This is a genomic window from Leeuwenhoekiella aestuarii (assembly GCF_004104055.1).
Classification (GTDB): domain Bacteria; phylum Bacteroidota; class Bacteroidia; order Flavobacteriales; family Flavobacteriaceae; genus Leeuwenhoekiella; species Leeuwenhoekiella aestuarii.
This window is the reverse complement of the sequence record NZ_QOVJ01000001.1, coordinates 195,384-218,725: the sequence shown is the minus strand read 5'-3', so window position 1 is coordinate 218,725 and position 23,342 is coordinate 195,384. Positions and strand designations below refer to the sequence as shown.

Genomic DNA, 23,342 nt, shown 5'->3' with positions numbered 1-23,342 from the left:
GATTTATTGTTTTGCGCTAAAACTAGCTCCGCTTTCATTGAAAACGTGTACATCGCGTTGTGGAAACGGTATAACAATGCCTTGTTCTTCAAGACGGCGCTTACCTTCCTCTAGTATATACCAGTGTAGCGCCCAGTAGTCATCATTTGTAGCCCAGAAACGTAGCGACATATTTACAGAGCTATCTGCAAGTTCAGTAACTACTATCATTGGTTCAGGATGCGGATCGTGTAAAACAGTATCTTGCTCATTGACCAGTTTTAATAAAATTTCTTTAGCAAGTTTTATATCGCAATCGTAAGAAATTCCCCAGGTCTGTGCATTTCTACGTATTCCTTGAGAAGTGTAATTGATGATGTTGTCATTAGAAAGTTTTCCGTTAGGTATAACGGCTTCTTGGTTTCCGAATGTTATTAATCTTGTATTGAATATTGAAATTTCTTTTACAGAACCATCTACCCCTTGAGCAGAAATCCAGTCACCAACTTTAAATGGTCTTAAAAGCAGAATAAGTACTCCACCCGCAAAGTTTGCTAATGATCCTTGTAAAGCTAAACCAACAGCCAAACCAGCGGCACCAATTACTGCAACTAATGAAGCAGATTCTACACCAAGCTGTGTGATAACCAGAACAAAAAGTAGAATTTTAAGTGTCCAGTTAATTAAATCAGCAATAAATTTTTCAAGAGTTAAGTCATAATCTTTTTTATCAAAAAATTTTTTGACCAGACGATTAATCACCTTGATGATCCAAAAACCGATTACTAGTGTTAAAATCGCAGCAATAAGACTAGGAAGGAAATCAATAATTTTTTCACCAAATTGTTTGGCGTAGTCCTCGTATTGAGTAATGTCAAAATTCATAGTATAATTTTAATTTGTGCAAAGGTCATGTTTAAGCATCATAAATAAAAAATACTTATGTTTAAATATCGTTAATTCTTTATGTACCTTGGTTTTAGTAAGTATTTATAGGTCTAAATAATCTTATATTTTCACCAATAAAAAATCCCGTAATTAAAGATTTAATTACGGGATTTTTCTGAGAATAGAATCTCTTATTTTACTTCAAAAGTGATTTTGACATTAACTCTAAATTCTGAAACCGTATCTCCAGTAACAACTGCACTTTGCTCATTTACATAAACAGAGCGAATATTCTTTATTGATTTTGAAGCTTCTTTTACTGCGTTAGCTGTAGCTTGCTCCCAACTTTTGTTAGAACTTGCTAATACTTCTATTACTTTTAAAACTGCCATAATTATTAGTTTGATTTATTTTATTGTTTATTGTTGAAGATACAATAATAAAGGCGGTTTTAAAAACTACAAATTTATTAATGTGTTAATCTGGTTATCCGTTTATAGCTTCTACACTATTAATTTTTCCTTGTAGCATTTCTTTAAGCATCGTCTCAATACCATTCTTTAAAGTGAATGTAGAAGATGGGCATCCGCTGCAAGCACCCTGTAAAATTACTTTTACATTTTTAGTTTCAGGATCATAATGCTTAAACAAAATGTTTCCGCCATCACTTGCTACTGCAGGCTTTACATATTCTTCAATGATGTTAGCAATCTCTTTTGAAGTGTCATCGAGAGCTTCAAATTGATTTTCTTTTTCTTGTTCAACAACATCTGGAGTTTTCTTGAAATTTTTAGCTAGAATTTCTTTTCCGTCTTCGATATAGTTCTTGATAAACTCACGTACTTCTTGAAAAACATCATCCCATTCTGCAACCTCAAATTTCTGAATACTCACGTAATTTGAGTCCATAAAAACTTCCTTTACAAATGGAAAATGGAAAAGAGCTAAGGCAAGAGGTGCATTTTTAGCTTCGTCGATATTTTTAAACTCTAATGTTTCGGTAACGATCTTCTTATTAGTTACAAATTTAAGAGTTGCCGGGTTTGGTGTGCTTTCTGCATAAACTGTTACCGGTACTTTTTTAGCTGTGCTTGCATCTTCAATAATAACAACCCCATTATCATTTAAGAAGTTCTCTATTTGTTGTGATAATTCATCCTGAATATCGATCCAATCAACAATATTGAATTTTTCAACAGCGATAAAATTCTGTGAAATGTAAACTGTTTTGACGAAGGGTAAATAGAATAATTGTTGCGCTAGTGGCGAATTTTTAGCTTCGTCAATGTTTTTAAACTCATAACTGTTATGATTTACAAGAAATGAATTTGCCTGAAATTTTTTAATAGCAGGGTTAGACGTAGGCTCTATAGTGATACTGAATGTACTCATGATTTTATTTTGTGCAAATTTAGCTAATTTACGTCTGATTTGAGATTTTTAAGCGGTGTAAACCTGTTTCTCTTTTATAATTTAATTAGATTTACTGCGTTTGCCTTTAATAACTCAGAGGTATAATTTGAGCGCTACATTTTGAAGAGATTTTTACTTTTAATTTTATTGTTATCTGGTCTGGTTGCCAGAGCACAAGAAGGCATTCCGGTTTACTGGGATTATCTTACCGAAAATCTGTATTTGTTGCATCCGTCAATGGCTGGGGCGGCAAATTCTAACCAAATAAGACTTACCGGAAGACAACAGTGGTTTGATGTAGAAGATGCGCCTAATTTATATACCGCAGCAGTAAATGGTAGAGTGGGAGATAACGTAGGACTTGGAGCTATTTTATTTTCTGATGAAAATGGTAACTTTTCCCAACGTGGTGTTTTTGGGACTTTTGCATATCACCTTTTGCTTTCTAGAAATTATGTGGACCTCAATCAGCTTTCTTTTGGGTTAAGTGTGGGATTAATGCAAAATACGCTTGATGAAAGTGCTTTTGATCTTACCGATTTTGATCCTGTTATTTCCGGTGGTAGTCAGACTGATAATTACTTCAACGTAGATATTGGGATGTCTTATTATTTTTTAGATTTCTATGCGCACGCTACGGTTAAAAATGTTTTACCGCGCAACCGAGCTATTTTCACTCCGCAATTAGAATCAACTAATCAGCGTCGCTACTTAGCATCAGCAGGCTATGTTTTCGGGAAGTTAAATAATCCGTGGAGTTACGAGCCATCTATTATGTTTCAGGCGACTGATGAGACCCAAGAAGTTACACTAGATGTAAACGGAAAAGTTTATCGTAAATTTGATTGGGGTAAATTATGGGGAGGTTTGTCCTATCGTCGTAATCTTGACGGTGCACAATATCTCAATTCAGATGGAAGCATCACCAGTCAAAAATCTCAGTACATTACTCCATTTTTAGGTATAACCTACAACAGATTCTTAGTTGGGTATACTTATACCTATCAGCGCAATGATATTGTGCTTGCCAATGGGTTTCATCAAATCACTTTAGGATATGACTTTGGTGAGCGCAGAGAGCCTTATGAGTGTAATTGCCCTGCTGTAAATTAAAAATCTAAATAGCTTATTTCTTTATTTTGAAAAGCTTCAGATGTTAGTTGCTTTAGAACGGTTGTAGTGGCATTGCTGTATAATTTGTGAGTGCCTGTTTTTTGGTTTTGATTGAGTAAATTGTTTTTTCCGAGAATGCGTTTAGTTTGCAAAGCAACCGCTTGACCACTGTCTATTATGGTTACATTTTCTGGAAGTATTTGTTTTAATATTGGGATGAGATAAGGATAATGGCTGCAACCTAACACAAGGTAATCTATATTTTGAGCGATCATTGGATTGAGGTAGCTTGTTAAAAGCTGAAGCAACTCTTTAGACTGTAATTTCCCACCTTCAATAAGTTCTACCAGCCCTTTACCTATTACTTCAATTACATTTAAGTCATTTGTGTATAAGCTTGAAGTGCGAGCAAATAGAGCGCTGCTAAGAGTTCCTTTTGTTGCTAAAATCCCAATTGATTTTGTTTTTGATGCTAAAGCTGCAGGTTTAATCGCAGGTTCAATTCCAATAAAAGGAATGTTATACGTATTCCGTAGTGCGTCGATTGCATTTGTGGTGGCGGTGTTACATGCTACTACAATTAGCTTACAGCCACGATCAATTAGGTATTCTGTGTTTTTTATGGAGAGTTTGAGGATCTCGTTTGGTGTACGCTCACCATATGGAGCGTTTTTTATATCCGCCAGATAGATAGTATCTTCAAACGGGAGCTCATGAATGATTTCTTTTAGAATAGAAGTGCCGCCAACACCGCTATCAAAAACACCTATTGGATTTGTAATTTGCATAATCCAAATATAAAAAAACTGCCCTCCTGAATCATTCAGGAGGGCAGTTTTAAATTAGTTATTTCGTTTAATTTAAATACCTAATTCTTTTTTAACGTCTGGCATTAGGTCATAACCATCAGCTAAAATAAGACCAGTACCTGTAGTGCTGTCTAATACATATTTAAAACCTTTTGCACGAGCTACTTTCTGGATAGCTACACGTGCTTTCTCAACGATAGGTTGCAAAGCTTCAGATTCTTTTTTCTGTAAGTCTCTCAACGCATTTTGACGATATTCCATGATTTTATTACGCGTTTGCTCTACTTCAGCCTGACGCTGTAAATTAGTTTCGTCAGTTTGACTTGCAGCTTCATTACCGTAACGCTCCATAGTTTTTTTTAGCTCATTTGCCATGGTGTTCATCTCAGCGTCATAAGAGCTTTGAAGTTTTTCTAAGTCAGCTTGAGCTTGTTTGTACTGTGGCATAGAAGTTAATAACTCTTGAGTTGCGATATGAGCTACTTTAAGATCTTGAGCCTGCATAAATCCTGTCGTTCCTAAGATTAAGGCTAAGGCTACAACTAGGGTTTTAACGTGTTTCATTTTAGTAATATTAAGTGTTATAATTATTTAAGTTTTAATTCGCCAATTATAACCTATTGGCAAGGTTTAGGTTTAATTTATTGAGTCTTTTATTTTTTGTCTCGCTTCTAGTATTGAATCTCTTCTGCGCTGTCTCTCATCTAAAAGTTTCTGTCTGCGCGCCTCAAATTCTGCTTTTTTAGCAGCTTGTATGGAGTCTCTTGTTGCTTTGCGTTCGGCTATTAAGCGTTCTCTTTCAGTTTGTTTAGCATTAGCTTCAGCTTCTCGCTCTTCGCGTTCTTCAACCTGATCTAATGTTAAAGCTTCAGTCTCTTCTAATTCCTGTTTATCAGTTCGCGAATTTATTTGATTGCGTTTTGATGAACGTTTAATACTTAATAATATTTGATCACTGATGTCGTGTTTTTTATCTGCATACAGCATCACTAGTTCTGAAGACCTATCTAAAACAAAGTCATATTGGCGTGCTTTAGCAATCTCTTGAACTGCATTAAAAACCTGATCTTGAATTGGCTGAACTAATATGCTGCGCTGCTTCATTAAATCTCCTTCAGGACCAAAACGCTTTTGCTGATATTCTAAAATTTCATTTTGCATAAAACGAATTTCATCTTCCCGCTCCTTGATCAACTCTTGAGTGAGCAAAACCCGCTCATTGTCAAGAGTCTTCTTCATTTGATCAATTTCTTTATTCCGTTTTTCAATCTCGTTTTTCCAGCCTGCTACTCGCTGATCTAACTGAGCTTGCGCTTCTTTATATTCTGGTACATTTTCTAAAATATAGTTCATATCAACATACCCTAAACGAATACTACGTTGCGCTTGTGATGCCCCAAAACAGAATAGGGAAATACAAAGAGTTATAACGTAGTTTCTCATAGTTTATGATGATATTAGAAAATATCGTGCCAAATTAAAATTGCTGACCAATTATAAAGTGAGTTTCCCATCCATTAGGACCACCAACGGTACCCGGGATTGGATCAAATCCATAGCCAAAATCAATACCTAATAGACCAAATGCGGGCATATAAATACGTACACCTGCACCCGCTGATCGGTTCATTAAAAACGGATTGTAATTTCTAAAATTGTCAAAAGATGCCCCAGCTTCTGCAAACATTAACGCATAAATAGACGCTGATGGTTTTAGAGTTATAGGATATCTTAATTCAAATTCAAATTTATTAAAAATTGTGGCACCATCATTACGATCTAAGCTAGTTGTAGTTTGGCTACGGTCTTGTGGTAGTACAGATTGATTGGGATATCCTCTCAACCTAATAACTTCACGGCCATCTAGTGCATACCCACCTAAACCATCACCTCCTAAGTAGAACCGGTCAAAAGGAGGGATACCCCGGTCGTTATTATAAGCACCTAGAAAACCAAAATCAACTTTAGAGCTTAATACAAATTTACCAACCAAAGATGTGAACCATTGCCCTTCAAATTTAACTTTATAATATTCAAGCCAGTTGAAACGCTCCTGGTCTATTTCTGCAACACGTTCTCTACCAGCTTGAGTAGCTTCAATAGATGCTGCAGCACGCTCATCAGCGAGTGCCTTATAATCGGTGCCGTTCCAAAGGGAGTAGGGAGGGGTGAGTTTAGCCGTAAGGCTAAATTTAGATCCTGTTCTTGGGAAAATAGGGTTGATATCGGTCTCGTTACGAGAAATACCTACTGTATACGCTAAATTTTCTGATGAACCGTTACCAAAAGTAAACAGTCCAACATTGTAATTCTTAAGGTCAAAATGCTGAAAACTGATAGCATGTGAAATGGTAAAATAGTTGTCAGGCACTTCTAGTCTTTTTGCAAGGCCGATAGATCCTCCAGTTATTAAAAACCTACTATCTTTATCTGGTCTTCCTCTGCTGCGATTATTGAAGTCAAATCTATACTGTATACTGTGGGAGAAACTTAATTGAAGTTGTACTGGTTTTTTACCACCCAACCACGGTTCAGTTAAAGAAGCACTATACGTTTGATAAAAAGTACTGGCTTGCGCTCTTAAGCTAAATTTCTGACCATCACCCATAGGTAAAGGTTGGTAAGCGTCTTTGTTGAATAAATTCTGAATAGAGAAGTTGTTGAAAGAAAGCCCGAGGGTTCCTACAAAACCACCACCACCGTAACCACCTTGTAGTTCTATTTGGCTTGCACCTTGTTCAACTAATGCGTAGTTGATGTCAATAGTGCCGTCATAAGGATTTGCATTTAAGAACTGAGGATTTAGCTGTTCTGGATCAAAGAAACCAGTCTGACCTAATTCACGTGTTGTTTGAAGTACTGCAGCCTGGCTGTAACGCTGCCCAGGTCTGGTACGTAAATTACGGTATATTACGCGATCTTTTGTCTTATCGTTACCGGTTATGGTAATACGGTCAAAGTATGCTAGTTTACCTTCTGTAATTCTAATTTCAAAGTCAATGGTGTCATTCTCAACTTTAGTTTCTACCGGGTTGATCGTAGAGAATAAGTAACCACTGTTTTTATAAAGGTTGGAAAGATCATCAGCATTAGGGTCACCATCTTTAGAAATACGCTCTTTTAAAAGGACACCATTGTAAACGTCTCCTTTTTCAAGACCAAGTTGACGTGCTAACTCTTTATCTGAATAAACGGTGTTACCTAAGAAATCAATATCACCTATATGATATTTGTTCCCTTCTTCTACGTATAGCTTGAGTGTGATTAAATCTTCGCCACTGTGTATGAGTGTGTCAGAAATTATTCTGGCATCTCTAAAACCATTTTCTTTGTATTTGTCAACAACAGATACTTTATCTTCTGCAAAATTCTCTGCGATGTATTTAGAGCGTTTCCAAAAGCGAATGATATTTTTCTGTTTTGTGTTTTTCATCTGCTTGCGAAGCTTCGCGTCAGAAAGTTGCTCATTGCCTATAAATTCAATATCTTCAATCTTAACCCGGTCACTAAGCTCAACATTCACGAGCATATCAACCTTTTGAGTTTCTACGGTGTCAGTTGCAGGGCGGGTTATGATTGTTACTTTAGAATTTAAATAACCTTCTTTTTTATATTTATTTTCAATATAAAATTTAGTCTTAGTGATCAAGTTCTCGGTTACCTTCGTTCCTTTATTAAGGTCGTTGTCTTTAATGATATCCTTTGCTTTCTTCTCTTTGATGCCGTTAATAGTAACCTTGTTCAGCTCGGGTACTTCTTCAATCTCAAATTTAAGATCAACTTTGTCGCCATTTATAGTAGCATACAGATTGATGTCGCTAAATAAATCTAGGTCCCACAATTTTTTAATTACATTACTAATGCGATCACCTGGTAAATAAACCAGGTCCCCACTCCTTAGACGTGTAAAAGCAATTACCGTTTGCTCGTTATATTGTTTTGCACCTACAACAGATATTTCGCCAATTTCATACTGTTTTCCGTTAGAAACCGGTAAATCTTGTTGGGCTGTTGCAATGGTGTGGGTAAGGCAGCTTAGTAAAAAGGCCAGTATCAGGCCTGCTTGTTTAGGCATCTGCTTAATTAATTTGCTCACTCGTCTTTCCAAATCGTCGTTCTCTTTTCTGATAATTATAAATTGCTTCGTACAGATGTTTTCTTGTAAAATCGGGCCATAACACAGGTGTGAAATACAGTTCTGCGTATGCTATTTGCCATAATAAAAAATTACTTATACGCTGTTCTCCGCTTGTGCGAATAAGTAAATCAACATCAGGCATATCATGGGTGTATAAATGCTCCTTAATGACTGCCTCATTTATTAAATGTGGCGAAATTAAGTTTTTTTTAACTTTATCACTGATTTCCTGAACAGTTTTTACCAGCTCCTCTCGTGAGCCGTAACTGAGCGCTAAAGTAAGTTTTAAGCGCGTATTATCTTTAGTTTTTGTAATTACTTCTTGCAGTTCTCGCTGTGCTTTACTGGGTAGACTGGTTAAGCTTCCAATTGCAGCAAGTGAAATGTTATTGTCTTGTAGGGTTTTAATTTCTTTTTTAAGGGATGATACCAGAAGATTCATTAAGGTGTCTACTTCAAGCTTTGGACGATTCCAGTTTTCGGTAGAGAATGCATATAAAGTAACAAATGGCACTCCTAATTCTGCGCAAGCTTCAATGGTTTCGCGTACGGCTTTGGTTCCTTTTTTGTGCCCATTGATACGAAGAAGTCCCTGATTTTTAGCCCAGCGTCCGTTGCCATCCATAATGACGGCAATATGCTGAGGAAGCTTATCTTGATCTATTTCGTTTAAAAAATCCATTTCTAAAAATTAAAAACCGCAATAACACGGTTGCCTGCCAAAGGTATAGGTTAAGGTTAAACCTGTAAACATATACCAGTCATTATTATTTATATTACCAAAATTGGCATAATTATTATCTGCAGTGCCGGGATAGCTTCCATCTAAATTATCTGTAAATGTATAGCGTGCACCCAGTTCTAATGCTAAAACAAAATTGGTATTCACCATTGCTTTAAGCCCTATAACCATAGGTATTGCTAGGTCCCATTCTGAATCTGCACTTACGAGCGCATCTTGTACTGGATCAAGCGCAAAAGAATCGTGGTAAAAGTAAGTAAAACCTGTATATAAATAAGGAGTTGCAGGTTTATCAAAGCCTTGATGCATATCAAAATCCCAAAAGTTGTATTCTATTCCTAGCGAACCTTCAATTAGCGTGCTGCTAAATTCATAACCACGTTGCTGCCTTCTGCTATCGTGGTTGTCTGTGTCTGAGGCATCAAGATTAGCAAAAAGTACTGAAGCTCTAAAAGCGTGTCTTGCGCTGCGATTCCATTTTGCGATACCGCCAAAGACAATAGAATTAGGAGCTATATAATTAGATTTACCTACATCACCTATAAAATTACTACCGCCTGCATATACTCCAACCTCATAAGTTTGACTTATTCCAGTAACGGTAGCGAGCAAGGCAAATGTGAAGATTAGGAATATTCTCATAGGCTTTTAAAAGTTTGCAAATATAACAATATTGTTTAGCTGCTCATTATTAATAATGAAGCGTGTTTTTGGTAAACAAAATAACTGTGGATTTATTGTCTAGTTGCGCTTGTCTTCGCCCCAAAGTAATTTCTTTCGTAAGGTGGTTAAAAAAGTATCTTCTTCTAGCAAAACCAGCTTGATGTTGAAGGGGGCTTTTGTCAAGGTGATCTCGGTTTCTACTGGTAGTGTGGCAATGCGAGAGTCTAAAGAGACTAAATGATCTTCTTCTCTTCCGCTTACTTTGAGCTTTATTTCTGTAGAATCTGGCACTACGATAGGTCTCGCATTTAAGTTATGTGGAGCGATAGGTGTTAAAATAAAGCTGGAGGTTTTAGGCATAATTACCGGTCCGCCACAGCTTAGAGAGTAACCGGTTGAACCAGTAGGTGTAGAAATTATAAGTCCATCTGCCCAGTAATTGGTCAGGCGTTCTCCGTTCAGGGAAGTTTCTACAGAGATCATCGAAGTAGAGTTTTTTCTACTCACTGTAATTTCATTGAGCGCAAAATTGAGGTCGTCAAAATTTTCATTAGGAGCCGAAGTCTTAATACTTATAAGGGACCGCTCGGTAATGCTGTAATTATTTTTAAGTATTTCTTCAACAGAACTTACGAGTTTCTCCTTATTTACTGTCGCCAGAAATCCTAAGCGTCCAGTATTTATACCAACTATAGGTATGTCGAGATCTCTGACGTAAGTAACGGTTTGAAGTATAGTACCGTCACCACCAATGCTAAAAAATAGATCGTAGCTTTTATCAAGTTCTTCAAAAGTGCTGAAATGCGAATACGTTTTACTGATGTCTTCGTTCTCGTGAATGAGTTTTAAGAAGTTTTCTTCAATAATAACTTCGACTCCTTTTTGATGAAGCAAGTCGAGTAATTGCTGAACATATTTTCCAGAATTTTCGTGATAAAATTGACCGTAGATCCCTACTTTCATACGTGTTGACTTTGCTATCTTAAATGTTGAGGTATTTGTCTAAATATTGCGAACGTTCTTGTAAATCTTTTATAAACGCATCCTCCTGATGTTCTGAAGCTATAACATAGCTATACCTTCTAAATGCTTGAAGAATAGTGTTGAAGCTTGTGTCTGCTCCTATCTTTACTGAAATCTGCGCAACTTCGTTTTTTATTTGAGAGATGAATGCACCTAAAATTTTTCCATCATTAGACTCCACAATCTGGCAAACTTCGCTAAAGCTATAATCGTGTATACCATGCTCTATGACAATGATGCTTCCGTTTTCATTTAAAAAGGGAGTGTTGTTAAAATAGGTCATCACGTCTGCCAGCTCATAGTAGCCTAGGTAATTAGCAGTTTCTTCATCAAGAACCGGCATGATATTGGCATTGTTTTGAGCAAAAGCTTCAATGACATTAAGCCAATTCGTATCGGTACGCACAAAGAAAACTTCATACATATGGCTATTGTCTGCAATGATTTCTTCAGAAGCGTGACAATGCACATCGCTCTCGTTTAAACAACCTACATAGGTATTGTCTCTTAAAATAGGAACGTGAGAATATGTGGTTTGAGAAAAAAGGTCTTGAGCATCGCCCATCAGCAATTGCTCGTCAAGCGGATCAATGTCTTTTATGATGTAGTCAGTGATTTTCATAGCTTGTTTGATGCAATTTAATTAAAAAAGTAGGGGTAGAGCCTGTGTTACTTCGTATTTTTGCAAGCAAAGTTACAATTATTGAGATGACAAAATTAAGTGTAAATGTTAATAAGATCGCAACATTACGTAACGCCAGAGGTGGTAATGTTCCTGACTTGGTAAAAACAGTAAAAGATATAGAATCTTTTGGAGCGCAGGGAATTACCATTCATCCCAGACCAGATGAGCGTCACATACGTTATCAGGATGCACGGGATTTAAAAACTATCGTAAAAACAGAATTAAACATAGAAGGGAATCCGGTAGAGAAGTTTATAAATCTGATTTTAGAAGTACAACCTGCTCAGGTTACTTTGGTTCCAGATTCTGTAGATGCAATTACTTCAAATGCGGGTTGGGACACGATTAAAAACCGAGCTTTTTTAAAAGAAGTTATAGCAGAATTTAAATCGAAAGGGATTCGTACTTCAATATTTGTAGATCCGGTAGCAGAAATGATCAAAGGTGCAAAAGAAACAGGTACAGACCGTATAGAATTGTATACCGAAGCTTTTGCTGTAGGTTTTAAAGAGGGGCATCCTAATGCTGTGAAACCTTATGTTGAGGCAGCTCTTTTGGCTCAGGATCTTGATCTAGGTCTAAATGCTGGGCACGATTTGTCATTAGAGAATGTAAAGTTTTTTGCGGATAGTTTACCGGGGCTTTTAGAAGTTTCTATAGGTCACGCACTTATTGCAGAAGCGTTGTATGATGGTCTGGAGAAAACAATACAGTCTTACTTAGAAGCTTTATCTTAATATGATTTTACACAGCAGCATAACAGGTTCTGGGAAGCCATTTGTAATTTTACATGGATTCTTAGGAATGGGAGATAATTGGAAAACTTTAGCTAATCAAGTCGCTGAATCTGGCTATGAGATGCATCTTGTGGATCAGCGCAATCACGGCCGCAGTTTTCATAGTGACACGTTTAATTATGAGGTTTTAGCTGATGACTTAAAGGCTTATTGTGATGAGCACGAGTTAACAGATATTATTTTGTTAGGCCACTCCATGGGGGGTAAAACTGCAATGCTTTTTGCAATGCGCTACCCGGAGTTGCTAGGAAAACTCATCATAGCTGATATTGCGCCTAAATATTATGCACCACATCATCAGACTATTTTAGAAGGCTTAAATGCTTTATCAGAAAATGAAGAAGCCAGAAAATCACGCGGAGATGCTGATGCTTTTTTGGAAAAGTATATTTCAGATTGGGGTACGCGACAATTTTTACTGAAGAACCTGTATTGGCAAAAAGATAAAACCTTGGCGCTACGTGTAAATCTCCCGGTGCTTACGAGTAAAGTTGAAGCTATTGGGGAAGGGCTGCCAACCCAAACTGTTTACGAAGGTGAAACTCTATTTTTAAACGGGCTTAAGTCTGATTACATAACTAAAGAAGACACAGCGCTAATTCAGGCACATTTTCCTAATTCAGAGGTGATCGGTATTCCAGATTCAGGGCACTGGTTACACGCGGAGAATCCTAAGGATTTTTACGCGGAAGTGATGAAATTTCTAGGTTAATCTGCGGTTATATCCGTTGAAAAGTTATATTCGCTTCTTAAATAATATATAATTAAGAATTAAAAAAATAGCTCAACCAGCATAGTGGCTTAATCGAATTAGTTGATTTGTAATCATAAAATCGATATAAATCTCACGGAGACTCAATAAATTTTTATAACATTGTTAGTGAAATTTATTATGCATGCACAATAAATAAGCTCTATTTTTGATGTATTCTTAAAAAATTCAACCTCAATTATTAAATTATAATTTTATCCCCTTTTAGAGTATGAAGAGAGTTTTAGTTACGTCTTTATTCTTATTAGCTTCTGCGATAACGTTTGCGGGAGGTTATAGAGTTGGACTTCAGGGACAAAGAGCCCTGGCAATGGGACATACCGGTGTGGCTTATGTTAATAGTGCCGAACTGGCATTTTTTAACCCGGCTGGTTTAGTGTTTTTAGAAAATAAGATCAATGCTTCGGCAGGTGGTTTTGGCGTTTTTTCAAGTGTAGCTTGGCAAAATGAAGGAACAGGGCAGTATGCTCAGACAGATAGTCCAATGAGTACACCCTTTTACTTGTATGGTTCTTACGCATTAAATGAAAATATAAGTCTAGGCTTGGCGGTTTATACACCTTACGGAAGTACAGTGGAATGGCCAACAGATTGGGCAGGTTCACATTTAGTAAATAATATAGAACTTGCTGCGATCTTTATTCAACCCTTAGTTTCTTTTAAAATCAGCGATAAGTTTAGTGTAGGTGGTGGGCCAATCTTCGTTACGGGTAATGTGAACTTCAATAGAAATGCTAATCGGTTTTTGACAGATCTTGAAGGCAATCGTTCTAATGTAACAATAGATGATAGTGGTGTTACAAACTGGGGGTATTCAGTAGGGGCAATGTTTAAAGTGACAGAAGATTTTACCTTGGGCGCTAATTACCGTTCAGAAATTATTTTAGAATCTAAAGACGGTACTGCAACTTTTGCAAACTTCCCTAATGATAGTGGAGCGCCAATAACAGTGGGTACGACAACCATTCCTTCTAATGGAACAACTGGCTTTACAGCATCACTACCTCTGCCTGCAGAACTTACTGTTGGTGGATCTTATAGTAAAGATAAATGGGTGGTTAACTTTGATTATACGCGTACATTCTGGGATGTTTATGAAGATTTAGATATCGTTTTTAGTAATGGTCAGGAATCTATAAATCCTCGTAATTATAAGAACTCTTCAATTTATAAAGTTGGGTTTGGATATTCTGCAAGTGAGCGAATCATGTTGCGTGCAGGTTATTATTTTGACGAATCACCAGTACAGTCCGGTTATTTTGCTCCGGAAACCCCACGTAACGATAGTAACGGTTTTACGGCAGGTTTGTCTTATGTGATTTCAGATAGTTTTGCAATAGATGCTTCTTTTCTATATGTAAGATTTAAAGAAATTAATGAGTCTTATGACTATGTAGATGATGGGTCATCTTTTGGAGGGACCTATAAATCAAGTGCATTTGTTCCTGGAATTGGGTTGACTTATAAACTTTAAAAAAGAGCTAGACGATGAAAAATTATATTAAATATATGGCTTTGTCAGCCGTGCTTTTAACTGCTTGTGAAGCTGAATTAGACAATCCTATTGAAGATGGTGGTGTGTATAGTAGTGGTTCTGCAGACTTTTCGACTTTTGTTGCTGTCGGTAACTCGCTGACTTCCGGTTATGCTGATGGGGCATTGTACATTACCGGTCAACAAAATAGTTTTCCTAAAATTTTAGCCGGACAGTTTGCTTTAGCTGGTGGTGGTGAATTTACGCAGCCTTTAGTAGATGATAACACAGGTGGTCTATTGGCTGGAGGTACTCAAATTCAACCGAATCGGTTTGTGTTAGCATTAGATGCTGATGGAAATCCGGGGCCAGTCCGTTTAGAAGGTACAGCTACTACCGATATTACCAATGTGCTTTCTGGTCCTTTTAATAATATGGGGGTGCCGGGAGCTAAAAGTTTTCATTTGGTAGCACCGGGTTATGGAAATATTGCAGGGGTAGCAACGGGTGCTTCGAACCCTTATTTTGTGCGTTTTGCTTCGGCCACAGATGCAACAGTTATAAGCGATGCAGCGGCTCAAAATCCTACGTTCTTCTCGTTATGGATTGGTAATAATGATATTTTAAGTTTTGCGACAAGTGGAGGAACGGGTGTTGATCAGACCGGAAATTTGGATCCTTCGACGTATGGAGCTAATGATATCACAGACCCTAATGTCTTTGCAAGTGTTTACAATTCGGAAATTCAAGCATTAATGGCTTCTGCTACAGGTGGAGTTGTTTTTAATATACCCGATGTGACATCGATTCCGTTTTTTACAACAGTGCCATTTAATGCAATTCCTTTAGATGCAACTACTGCAGCTGGTGTTAATCAGGCTTATGCGCAATACAATGGAGGGTTAGCACAATACGCTGCGTTAGGACTTATTACTGCTGAAGAGCGTGATGCACGTACTATTAATTTTCAAGAAGGTCAAAATGCTGTAGTGATTGAAGACGAAACCCTAACTACATTGCCAAATCCTGCTGGTGGAACATTGCCAAATATAAGACAGGCAACAGCAGCAGATTTACTATTGCTTACAACTTCAAGTAAGTTAGGGACGCTAGCAGATCCGGGCAATCCAAGTTCTGTAATTGGAGTAGGAGTAGCTTTAGGGGATGCAGATGTTTTGATTCCTGAAGAGCAGGCGCTAATAGCAACTGCACAGGCATCTTATAATGCAACAATTCAAGGCCTGACACAAGCAAATGGTTTAGCTTTTGTTGATTCTCGAGCTATATTAAATCAGTTGGCAGATACAGGGATCTCCTTTGATGCAGGAACATTGACTTCAACTTTTGCGACTGGCGGTGCATTTTCTTTAGACGGTGTACATCCTACACCTCGTGGATATGCATATTTGGCAAATCAAGCAATCGGCGCTATTAATACAACATACGGTTCTACAATTCCTAAGGTTAATATTGGTAGTTATGGAACGGTAAATATCAGTAATTAAAAATCTTAAGTTTTCTTTATACAAATCGCTACCACTTGCTGGTAGCGATTTTTTTATTTTTACTCGATAATCAGGACCTAAATACTCTGAGGCTTTTCTCGTTATAAAATGTATTGTTCATTAATGCTTCTCGGTTCTGTCTTTGTCGGCAGACAGGTTTGCCCCGAAGTAGTTTACTAAGCTTTCAAAATTGTGTAAACTAGTTTAAAACCAATTTTTTAATAATCTGGACTTATGAAAACCTTAATCAAACTCTTGCTTACTGCCCTTGCAGTAATTTTATTGTGCTATTTACTTCCCGGTGCGGCAGTAACTTCATTTTTTACAGCCTTTATTGTAGCTATTGTTTTGGCGCTTTTACGATTGATCATAAAGCCTATTCTGGTGATTCTTACATTGCCTATAACTATAGTGACCTTTGGTATTTTTCTACTGTTTATCAATGCGATAATTATATTGATGGCAGATTATTTTGTAGGTGGTTTTGCTGTAGATGGTATCTGGTGGGCCTTGATTTTTAGTTTATTACTTTCGCTATTTCAGTCTGTGCTATTTGCGCTTATAAAAGAAGAATAGAAGCTTGCTGAATTTCAAAGCATTATAAACTTTGCAGGGATTTAAAAAAGATGTACTTTTGCACTCCAAATTTTATAGGAAAATTCCACTAGAAGATGAATATTACACGAGAGAATATTGATGATTTAAATGCAGTACTTAAAGTAGATATTGCAAAAGAGGACTATAGCGAAAAAGTGCAAAAAGTACTTAAAGATTATAGAAAGTCTGCAAACATTCCTGGTTTTAGAAAAGGTCACGTACCTATGGGGCTTGTTCAAAAGCAGTATGGGAAAGCGGTTTTGGTAGATGAGGTGAATAAGCTTTTACAAGACAGCTTGCAGAAATATCTTACTGAAGAAAAACTTGATGTTTTAGGGAATCCCCTACCTAAAGATCAGGAAGACTTAAATTGGGATGCTGCTGATTATTCTTTCGAATTTGAATTAGGTTTGGCACCTAAATTTGATGTTGATTTAAAGCCTAAAGATGCTGTTACAAGCTACACCATTGTAGTTGACGATAAAATGGTAGATAACCAGATTACTACTATTCAAAAACAATACGGTAAAATTACCAACAAGCAGGAAGTAGAAAAAGACGATGAGGTTTCTGGTAGCTTTGTAAATGAAGAGGCAGGGTTTGATAAGAAAACTACTTTTGAAGTAGCAAAACTTAAAGGTAAAGCAAACAATGCTGCATTTGTAGGAGCTAAAGTTGGCGATACCGTTACGGTTTCAACTAAAGGTCTTTTTAAGGAGGCTGGAGATTACAGATCGTTCTTAGGTCTTTCTGAAGAGGAAGCTCAAGAGAAAAACCTTGAAGTATCTTTTACAATAGAAGAAGTTAATCATAGAGAACCTGCAGATTTAGATCAGGATCTTTTTGATAAATTATACGGTCCGGGAGTGATCAGCTCTGTGACTGAACTTAAAGATAAGATTAAAGAAGAAGGTGAAGGTCAATTCAAGCAACAGAGCGATCAGCAATTGCTTAATGATGTAACTGAAAAACTTATTGAGAATACAAAATTTGATCTTCCTGCAGAATTTTTAAAGAAATGGATTCAGCGCAGTGGAGAAAAAGAATTGACTGCTGAAGAAGCTGCTGAAGAATACGAGCGTTCTGAAAAAGGATTGCGTTACCAGTTGATTGAGGGTAAAATCATCGCTGATAATGAATTGCAAATCACTTTTGAAGAGATTAAAGCGTACGCTAAAGAAATGATCAAAGGACAAATGGCTCAGTTTGGTCAAAACGATCCTAAAGATGAAGAGTTAGAAGGTATCGCAGCACGTATCTTGAGTAATCAAGATGAAGTTAAAAGATTGTCTGAGCAATTGATGAATACAAAATTGCTTGATTTCTTTAAAGAAAATGTAAAATTAAAAGAGAAAGAAGTGACTTTTGACGAGTTTGTCAAAGAAGTTTACAACTAGTAATTCTCTAAATTATATAGTATCTTTAAGGCGTTTTAACTCTCGGTTAAAACGCCTTTTTACTTAAAAATCATCAAGGTGTTTTTTACACCTTTTTTATTGAAATTTTATTTTAGAGTAAGGACAACTCTAAAGAATTTGAAAAAAATACTATGAATTACGCAGACGAATTTAAAAAATACGCGATTAAAGATCAGGGTGTTAATAGCATGTACTATGATAAAATTATGAGTAGCATGTATCCTGTAGGTTTAACGCCAAATATTATTGAAGAACGCCAGATGAACGCCGTTGCAATGGACGTGTTTTCACGTTTGATGATGGATCGTATTATCTTTCTTGGGACGGGTATCAACGATCAGGTGGCAAACATCGTACAGGCACAATTGCTGTTTTTAGAAAGTACAGATGCTTCAAAAGATATTCAGATTTACATCAACTCTCCGGGAGGTAGCGTGTATGCCGGTTTAGGTATTTACGATACCATGCAGTTCATCAAGCCAGATGTAGCAACTATTTGTACGGGTATGGCTGCATCTATGGGTGCCGTACTGCTATGTGCAGGTGCAAAAGGTAAACGTAGTGGTTTAACACACTCTCGCGTGATGATTCACCAGCCTTTAGGAGGTGCTCAAGGACAAGCAAGTGATATAGAGATCACAGCACGTGAGATTCTTACTTTAAAAGAAGAGCTTTACAATATTATAGCAAAACATTCTGGGCAGACTTACGATAAAGTTTATGAAGATAGTGATCGTGACTACTGGATGAAAGCTGACAAAGCTTTAGAATATGGAATGATTGACGAAATTCTTGCAAGAGAATAGTCTAGACAGCTTCAAGGTTGTTGAATAAAGAGATTTTGAATACGCAAGTGTTCAAAATGAAATTAGAATGAATTATGGCGAAAGAAGAATTAGAATGTTCCTTTTGCGGCAGGAAAAAGCCGGAGACTAGTTTGCTTATTGCAGGTCTGGATGCACATATTTGTGATCGTTGTATTGAGCAGGCTCATGGTATTGTGCTTGAAGAAGCAAAAGACCTTAATAAAAATGGGTTAGACAGTGATCTTACTCTGAAGAAGCCTAAAGAAATAAAAGATTTCTTAGATGAGTATATCATTGGGCAAGATTTTACCAAGAAAGTAATGGCTGTAGCGGTTTATAATCACTACAAGCGTTTACTTCAGCCAGAATCTGATGACGATATTGAGATTCAAAAAAGTAATATCGTTATGGTAGGGCAGACCGGTACGGGTAAAACTTTAATGGCAAAGACTATTGCACGTATGCTTAATGTTCCTTTAGCAATTGTAGATGCTACTGTTCTTACCGAAGCCGGTTATGTGGGTGAAGATGTAGAGAGTATTCTTACACGTTTATTACAAGCTGCAGATTACAATCTGGAGAAAGCTGAGCGTGGAATTGTATTTATTGATGAGATCGATAAAATTGCTCGTAAAGGCGATAATCCATCAATCACTCGTGATGTGAGTGGAGAAGGTGTTCAGCAGGCTTTATTAAAGCTTCTTGAAGGAACTACTGTAAACGTTCCGCCAAAGGGTGGTCGTAAGCATCCTGATCAAAAGTTTATAGAAGTGAATACTGAGCATATTTTATTTATCGCCGGTGGAGCTTTTGATGGTATAGAGCGCGTGATCAGTAAGCGATTAAATATGCAGGCTGTAGGTTTTAGCGCTAGTATGAGCGATGAGCATATAGAGCGTGATAATTTGCTTAAATACATCATTCCAAAAGACTTAAAAGATTTTGGGTTGATTCCTGAAATCATAGGTCGCTTACCGGTTCTTACACATATGGATCCTCTTGATAAAGAGACGTTGCGAGCTATCTTAACGCAGCCTAAAAATGCGATTATAAAACAATATGAGAAGTTGTTTGAGATGGATGATATCGAATTTGAGATCACTTCACCCGCACTAGATTATATTGTAGAAAAAGCGATAGAATATAAATTAGGAGCTCGTGGATTGCGCTCGCTATGTGAAGCGATTTTTACAGATGCGATGTTTGATCTGCCAAGTTCAGATTTAAGTTCATTCAAAGTGGATAAAGAATATGCACAGTTTAAGTTGGAAAAATCAACTATTAAAAAGCTAAAAGCAGTTTCTTAATATCAATTCGTTAGATAAAATTAAGATCGTCTTACCTCTTGGTAAGGCGATTTTTTGTTACAGGTTGTTATTTATTACTGAGAAAATCCGTAGGTATTGAATTTTGTCTCAAAGAATTTTTAGTGCTACTGAAATATCCTGTTTTTCCATCTTGACTTGAAAATGCTACTTTGTCATATTTTAAATTTCATCTAGCACAAAACCCTGATACAAATCAAAACCGCAGGAACCACCTTTGATATTTGAAGCAAAGAATAATTGGCTTTTGTTGCTGTTAGTGTAGGAAGATTGTCATCTGAAGCCGTTTTTATTTCAGGGCTAAGATTAACGATGTTACTCAGGTAGTCATTTTTTAAGAGGGGTGCTTTGATTCTGGCAACAACCCTGTATTTAGAGTTGTTGCCAGAATCAAAGCTATTAACTTCGAGTGAAAGTATTGTGAGTTGTGATTTGTTATTATCAATTTAGTAAAGGAGGAGTATTTAGGCTAATTTTTTAGCTAAAGAGAGTTTAAAAACCCGTTGAAAAGAAAACCTTAAATTTAACTTTCTTTATAACAGCTGTTTAGAGTTAGTAATTCTTCAACAAGTTCTCTGCTGTTGCTAAGGCGAGGTACTTTATGTTGTCCGCCCAGCTTATTTTTTGATTTTAACCAGTCGTAAAATAGATTGGTACGCGCATAGTGAATCGTTGGTGGGTTTAGAGTCATATTATTTTTTCGCTTAGCTTCATAATCACTGTTGATCTCTTGAAGTGCTTTGTCAAACAATCTGTCAAATTCTTCTTTATCTGCAGGAAGCTCTTTAAATTCTATAAACCACTCATGTGCCCCTTTTTCTTTACCATGCATAAAAATAGGGGCTGCGGTATAGTCTACAATCTCAGAATTTGTAAGTGCAGTAGCTTTTTTAAGTGCTTGTTCTGCATTCTCTATAATCAACTCTTCACCAAATGCATTGATGTGATGCTTCGTTCTGCCACTTACACGAATACGATATGGATTTATAGATGTAAACCGAACAGTGTCGCCTACACGGTAACGCCACAAACCAGAATTTGTAGTGATAACAATCGCATAGTTTTTTCCTTTTTCAACTTCACAAAGCGGGATGATTTTTTGATCGGGTTGTCCGTAAGAATTCATAGGGATGAACTCGTAAAAAATACCATAATCCAGCATCAATAAAAGGTCACTCGATCCGTTTTTGTCTTGAATCGCAAAGAAGCCTTCTGAGGCATTATAGATCTCGTAATACTTAAAGTTGTGTCTGGGTAAAATTTTTCGGTACTGATCCCGATACGGTTCAAAGCTCACACCGCCATGAAAGTATACTTCCAGATTGGGCCAGATTTCAAATAAATGATCTTTACCGGTGGTCTCAAGCGTGTTGTTTAATAAAACCAACATCCAGGAGGGAACGCCGGCAAGACTCGTAACTTTTTCTTGTATGGTTTCTTGAACAATCGCTTGCATTTTGACTTCCCAATCACTCATTAAAGAGACTTCATTACCCGGAGTACTGCTAAATTCTGCCCAAAAAGGCATATTGTCTATCAGGATCGCAGATAGATCTCCATAAGAAGTACCGTTGCTTTCATATAAGCGTTTGCTGCCGCCCAGGCGTAAACTTTTGCCTGTGAATAATTGAGAATCAGGATTGTTGTTTAAATAGGTGCAGAGTAAATCTTTACTGGCTGCATAATGACAGTCTTCTAAAGATTCCGGACTAACCGGAATGTATTTACTCTTTGCATTTGTAGTACCGCTACTTTGTGCAAAGAGTTTTACGGGTGAAGGCCAGAAGATGTTGTTCTCACCGCGTCTAGCGCGTTCTATAAGATCGTGAGAAGCTTCATAATTACTAACCGGTACTTGCTCTGCAAAATCTTTATAACTGCGAATGTCTTTAAAGCCGTTTTTTTTACCGATCTCGGTATTTTTAGCTTTTTGAACCAATTTTAGAAGCAGTTCATTTTGAACATCGTGAGGATATTTTAGAAACAATTCCATCTGATGAATTCTCTTTTTAAGAAACCAGCTGGCAATAGAATTGACTAAAGGTATCGGCATTTTGTTAGTATATTTGAGTGCTAATTTAGGTGGATTATTTCAAAATCAATCTATTTTCTCAGGCAGTTTGATCTCAATGATTTTGCGTTTTTGAGAAAAACCTAAGACTAAAAAATTTCATTTTCAACAAAAAAGCAGGTCTAAAAATACCGTTTTTTTAACTGAAACAATTCAATAGCTTTCAATTTTATGCAATACCAAGGCGTACTTACAAAAATGCAAACCGAACTTGATAACCCTATTCAATATTATATGGTTTTTGAGAACGATTTTATTCACGTAAATCAGTTACTCGATAAAGAAATACGTATTGAATTTTTAAAATATCAGTGTCTGGCTTGCGGAAAAAATAAGAAGATTTACCGTCAGGGTTTTTGTTATGACGATTTTTATAAAGTGCCACAGGCAGCAGATTGGATTATGCGTCCAGAACTTAGTAAAGCACATCTAGACGAAGAAGATCGCGATCTGGAATATGAGAAAAAAGTACAGTTGCAACCCCATATTGTATACCTCGCTAACTCTAGTAATGTAAAAGTAGGAGTGACGCGTAAAACGCAAGTACCTACACGATGGATAGATCAGGGGGCGCATGAGGCGATAGAAATTGTTGAAGTGCCTAACCGCTACCTTGCAGGAATTACTGAAGTCGCGCTTAAAGAGCATATAGCCGATAAAACGAATTGGCGTAAAATGCTAAAAAATGAGATTGAAGATGAAGATCTGGTTGCGCAACGCGATGCGCTGAAGCAATACATCCCAGAAGAAGCACTAGAGTATTATATAGCGAGTAATTCGGAAACCAATATCGAGTTCCCGGTATTGCAGTATCCTACAAAATTAAAAAGCCTCAATCTGGAAAAAACACCAGAATACCAAGGAAAGCTTAAAGGTATAAAAGGTCAATATTTGCTATTTGAAGATGGTACGGTTTTTAACGTACGCAATTCTGAAGGATATGTAGTAAGTATTACTGTAGGCGCTTAGACTTACCGTAATTTACTTAAATTGAACGAGTTGTCGATAATAAAACTGACACCTCAAATAAATTATTTTAAAATTTCCATAACTAATTTGTTAGTTTAACTAATAAATTAGTTATATTTGAATGAATCAAAAACAATTACTAATCCCTAACTAGT

The 23,342-nt window shown here is 36.8% G+C and carries 22 protein-coding genes; 10 read left to right on the top strand and 12 right to left on the bottom strand.

Translation table 11 applies throughout. The features are described 5' to 3' along the window. Positions 1-3: 3 nt before the first annotated feature. The 3 genes from DSM03_RS00990 to DSM03_RS00980 all read right to left on the bottom strand — a co-directional run bounded on the left by DSM03_RS00990 (position 4) and on the right by DSM03_RS00980 (position 2,259). Entirely contained in the window at positions 4-864 is an 861-nt protein-coding gene (locus DSM03_RS00990; RefSeq protein WP_128761513.1) for a mechanosensitive ion channel family protein, read from the bottom strand. Positions 865-1,058: 194 nt separating this feature from the next. Next, on the bottom strand, positions 1,059-1,259 hold the full coding sequence (locus DSM03_RS00985; protein ID WP_073098780.1) for a dodecin family protein: 201 nt from the start codon (positions 1,257-1,259) through the stop codon (positions 1,059-1,061). 94 nt (positions 1,260-1,353) lie between these two features. Further along, entirely contained in the window at positions 1,354-2,259 is a 906-nt protein-coding gene (locus DSM03_RS00980; RefSeq protein WP_128761512.1) for a NifU family protein, read from the bottom strand. A gap of 141 nt (positions 2,260-2,400) precedes the next feature. Between DSM03_RS00980 and DSM03_RS00975 the strand changes: the two genes are divergently transcribed. After that, positions 2,401-3,393, top strand: a complete 993-nt coding sequence (locus DSM03_RS00975; RefSeq protein WP_236638843.1) for a PorP/SprF family type IX secretion system membrane protein — start codon at positions 2,401-2,403, stop codon at positions 3,391-3,393. Here DSM03_RS00975 and murI read toward each other — a convergent pair. The 8 genes from murI to DSM03_RS00935 form a co-directional block, all read right to left on the bottom strand. Beyond that, on the bottom strand, positions 3,390-4,181 hold the full coding sequence (murI, locus tag DSM03_RS00970) for a glutamate racemase (protein WP_128761510.1): 792 nt from the start codon (positions 4,179-4,181) through the stop codon (positions 3,390-3,392). The two genes, DSM03_RS00975 and murI, sit on opposite strands and share 4 nt — an antisense overlap. A gap of 72 nt (positions 4,182-4,253) precedes the next feature. Next, the gene (locus tag DSM03_RS00965; protein ID WP_128761509.1) at positions 4,254-4,766 is read right to left on the bottom strand and encodes an OmpH/Skp family outer membrane protein; all 513 of its coding nucleotides are present in this window, start codon (positions 4,764-4,766) and stop codon (positions 4,254-4,256) included. Between the two features lie 72 nt (positions 4,767-4,838). Continuing rightward, positions 4,839-5,645 carry an OmpH/Skp family outer membrane protein gene (locus DSM03_RS00960; protein ID WP_128761508.1) on the bottom strand — a complete coding sequence of 269 codons (807 nt, stop codon included), beginning with the start codon at positions 5,643-5,645 and terminating at the stop codon, positions 4,839-4,841. Positions 5,646-5,679: 34 nt separating this feature from the next. Continuing rightward, the gene (bamA, locus tag DSM03_RS00955) at positions 5,680-8,277 is read right to left on the bottom strand and encodes an outer membrane protein assembly factor BamA (protein ID WP_201740389.1); all 2,598 of its coding nucleotides are present in this window, start codon (positions 8,275-8,277) and stop codon (positions 5,680-5,682) included. Between the two features lie 4 nt (positions 8,278-8,281). Further along, complete coding sequence (locus DSM03_RS00950) at positions 8,282-9,022, bottom strand: isoprenyl transferase (RefSeq protein ID WP_128761506.1); 741 nt, start codon at positions 9,020-9,022, stop codon at positions 8,282-8,284. A gap of 9 nt (positions 9,023-9,031) precedes the next feature. Continuing rightward, positions 9,032-9,724, bottom strand: coding sequence for a type IX secretion system protein PorG (porG, locus tag DSM03_RS00945; RefSeq protein WP_128761505.1), 693 nt, complete (start codon positions 9,722-9,724; stop codon positions 9,032-9,034). Between the two features lie 99 nt (positions 9,725-9,823). After that, positions 9,824-10,708, bottom strand: coding sequence for an NAD kinase (locus tag DSM03_RS00940; RefSeq protein WP_128761504.1), 885 nt, complete (start codon positions 10,706-10,708; stop codon positions 9,824-9,826). Positions 10,709-10,727: 19 nt separating this feature from the next. Further along, positions 10,728-11,390 carry a CBS domain-containing protein gene (locus tag DSM03_RS00935; protein ID WP_128761503.1) on the bottom strand — a complete coding sequence of 221 codons (663 nt, stop codon included), beginning with the start codon at positions 11,388-11,390 and terminating at the stop codon, positions 10,728-10,730. Positions 11,391-11,476: 86 nt separating this feature from the next. Here DSM03_RS00935 and DSM03_RS00930 point away from each other — a divergent pair, with 86 nt between their 5' ends. The 8 genes from DSM03_RS00930 to clpX all read left to right on the top strand — a co-directional run bounded on the left by DSM03_RS00930 (position 11,477) and on the right by clpX (position 20,129). Further along, on the top strand, positions 11,477-12,190 hold the full coding sequence (locus DSM03_RS00930) for a pyridoxine 5'-phosphate synthase (protein ID WP_128761502.1): 714 nt from the start codon (positions 11,477-11,479) through the stop codon (positions 12,188-12,190). Between the two features lies 1 nt (position 12,191). Then, on the top strand, positions 12,192-12,962 hold the full coding sequence (locus DSM03_RS00925) for an alpha/beta fold hydrolase (RefSeq protein WP_128761501.1): 771 nt from the start codon (positions 12,192-12,194) through the stop codon (positions 12,960-12,962). A 271-nt stretch (positions 12,963-13,233) separates the two neighbouring features. After that, entirely contained in the window at positions 13,234-14,496 is a 1,263-nt protein-coding gene (locus DSM03_RS00920) for an OmpP1/FadL family transporter (protein WP_128761500.1), read from the top strand. A gap of 14 nt (positions 14,497-14,510) precedes the next feature. Next, positions 14,511-16,001 (top strand): SGNH/GDSL hydrolase family protein, encoded by a 1,491-nt coding sequence (locus tag DSM03_RS00915; protein ID WP_128761499.1) that lies wholly within the window; start codon positions 14,511-14,513, stop codon positions 15,999-16,001. A 234-nt stretch (positions 16,002-16,235) separates the two neighbouring features. After that, positions 16,236-16,577, top strand: coding sequence for a phage holin family protein (locus DSM03_RS00910; RefSeq protein ID WP_128761498.1), 342 nt, complete (start codon positions 16,236-16,238; stop codon positions 16,575-16,577). A 95-nt stretch (positions 16,578-16,672) separates the two neighbouring features. Further along, positions 16,673-17,995: a trigger factor gene (gene tig / locus DSM03_RS00905; RefSeq protein WP_128761497.1), complete on the top strand. Its 1,323-nt coding sequence runs from the start codon at positions 16,673-16,675 to the stop codon at positions 17,993-17,995. A 152-nt stretch (positions 17,996-18,147) separates the two neighbouring features. Next, positions 18,148-18,822: an ATP-dependent Clp endopeptidase proteolytic subunit ClpP gene (gene clpP, locus DSM03_RS00900; protein WP_073098839.1), complete on the top strand. Its 675-nt coding sequence runs from the start codon at positions 18,148-18,150 to the stop codon at positions 18,820-18,822. A 74-nt stretch (positions 18,823-18,896) separates the two neighbouring features. Then, positions 18,897-20,129: an ATP-dependent Clp protease ATP-binding subunit ClpX gene (gene clpX, locus DSM03_RS00895; RefSeq protein WP_128761496.1), complete on the top strand. Its 1,233-nt coding sequence runs from the start codon at positions 18,897-18,899 to the stop codon at positions 20,127-20,129. Positions 20,130-20,670: 541 nt separating this feature from the next. Here the strand turns inward: clpX and DSM03_RS00890 are convergent. Then, positions 20,671-22,200, bottom strand: coding sequence for a GH3 auxin-responsive promoter family protein (locus tag DSM03_RS00890; RefSeq protein WP_128761495.1), 1,530 nt, complete (start codon positions 22,198-22,200; stop codon positions 20,671-20,673). 189 nt (positions 22,201-22,389) lie between these two features. On the opposite strand from DSM03_RS00890, the gene DSM03_RS00885 reads away from it, so the two are divergent. Next, positions 22,390-23,187, top strand: a complete 798-nt coding sequence (locus tag DSM03_RS00885) for a DUF2797 domain-containing protein (RefSeq protein ID WP_128761494.1) — start codon at positions 22,390-22,392, stop codon at positions 23,185-23,187. Positions 23,188-23,342 lie beyond the last annotated feature (155 nt).

Coding starts and splice junctions, on each gene's coding strand:
- DSM03_RS00990 (WP_128761513.1), bottom strand. CDS start 864: ATGAATTTTGACATTACTCAATACGAGGACTACGCCAAACAATTTGGT.
- DSM03_RS00985 (WP_073098780.1), bottom strand. CDS start 1,259: ATGGCAGTTTTAAAAGTAATAGAAGTATTAGCAAGTTCTAACAAAAGT.
- DSM03_RS00980 (WP_128761512.1), bottom strand. CDS start 2,259: ATGAGTACATTCAGTATCACTATAGAGCCTACGTCTAACCCTGCTATT.
- murI (WP_128761510.1), bottom strand. CDS start 4,181: ATGCAAATTACAAATCCAATAGGTGTTTTTGATAGCGGTGTTGGCGGC.
- DSM03_RS00965 (WP_128761509.1), bottom strand. CDS start 4,766: ATGAAACACGTTAAAACCCTAGTTGTAGCCTTAGCCTTAATCTTAGGA.
- DSM03_RS00960 (WP_128761508.1), bottom strand. CDS start 5,645: ATGAGAAACTACGTTATAACTCTTTGTATTTCCCTATTCTGTTTTGGG.
- bamA (WP_201740389.1), bottom strand. CDS start 8,277: ATGCCTAAACAAGCAGGCCTGATACTGGCCTTTTTACTAAGCTGCCTT.
- DSM03_RS00950 (WP_128761506.1), bottom strand. CDS start 9,022: ATGGATTTTTTAAACGAAATAGATCAAGATAAGCTTCCTCAGCATATT.
- porG (WP_128761505.1), bottom strand. CDS start 9,724: ATGAGAATATTCCTAATCTTCACATTTGCCTTGCTCGCTACCGTTACT.
- DSM03_RS00940 (WP_128761504.1), bottom strand. CDS start 10,708: ATGAAAGTAGGGATCTACGGTCAATTTTATCACGAAAATTCTGGAAAA.
- DSM03_RS00935 (WP_128761503.1), bottom strand. CDS start 11,390: ATGAAAATCACTGACTACATCATAAAAGACATTGATCCGCTTGACGAG.
- DSM03_RS00930 (WP_128761502.1), top strand. CDS start 11,477: ATGACAAAATTAAGTGTAAATGTTAATAAGATCGCAACATTACGTAAC.
- DSM03_RS00925 (WP_128761501.1), top strand. CDS start 12,192: ATGATTTTACACAGCAGCATAACAGGTTCTGGGAAGCCATTTGTAATT.
- DSM03_RS00920 (WP_128761500.1), top strand. CDS start 13,234: ATGAAGAGAGTTTTAGTTACGTCTTTATTCTTATTAGCTTCTGCGATA.
- DSM03_RS00915 (WP_128761499.1), top strand. CDS start 14,511: ATGAAAAATTATATTAAATATATGGCTTTGTCAGCCGTGCTTTTAACT.
- DSM03_RS00910 (WP_128761498.1), top strand. CDS start 16,236: ATGAAAACCTTAATCAAACTCTTGCTTACTGCCCTTGCAGTAATTTTA.
- tig (WP_128761497.1), top strand. CDS start 16,673: ATGAATATTACACGAGAGAATATTGATGATTTAAATGCAGTACTTAAA.
- clpP (WP_073098839.1), top strand. CDS start 18,148: ATGAATTACGCAGACGAATTTAAAAAATACGCGATTAAAGATCAGGGT.
- clpX (WP_128761496.1), top strand. CDS start 18,897: ATGGCGAAAGAAGAATTAGAATGTTCCTTTTGCGGCAGGAAAAAGCCG.
- DSM03_RS00890 (WP_128761495.1), bottom strand. CDS start 22,200: ATGCCGATACCTTTAGTCAATTCTATTGCCAGCTGGTTTCTTAAAAAG.
- DSM03_RS00885 (WP_128761494.1), top strand. CDS start 22,390: ATGCAATACCAAGGCGTACTTACAAAAATGCAAACCGAACTTGATAAC.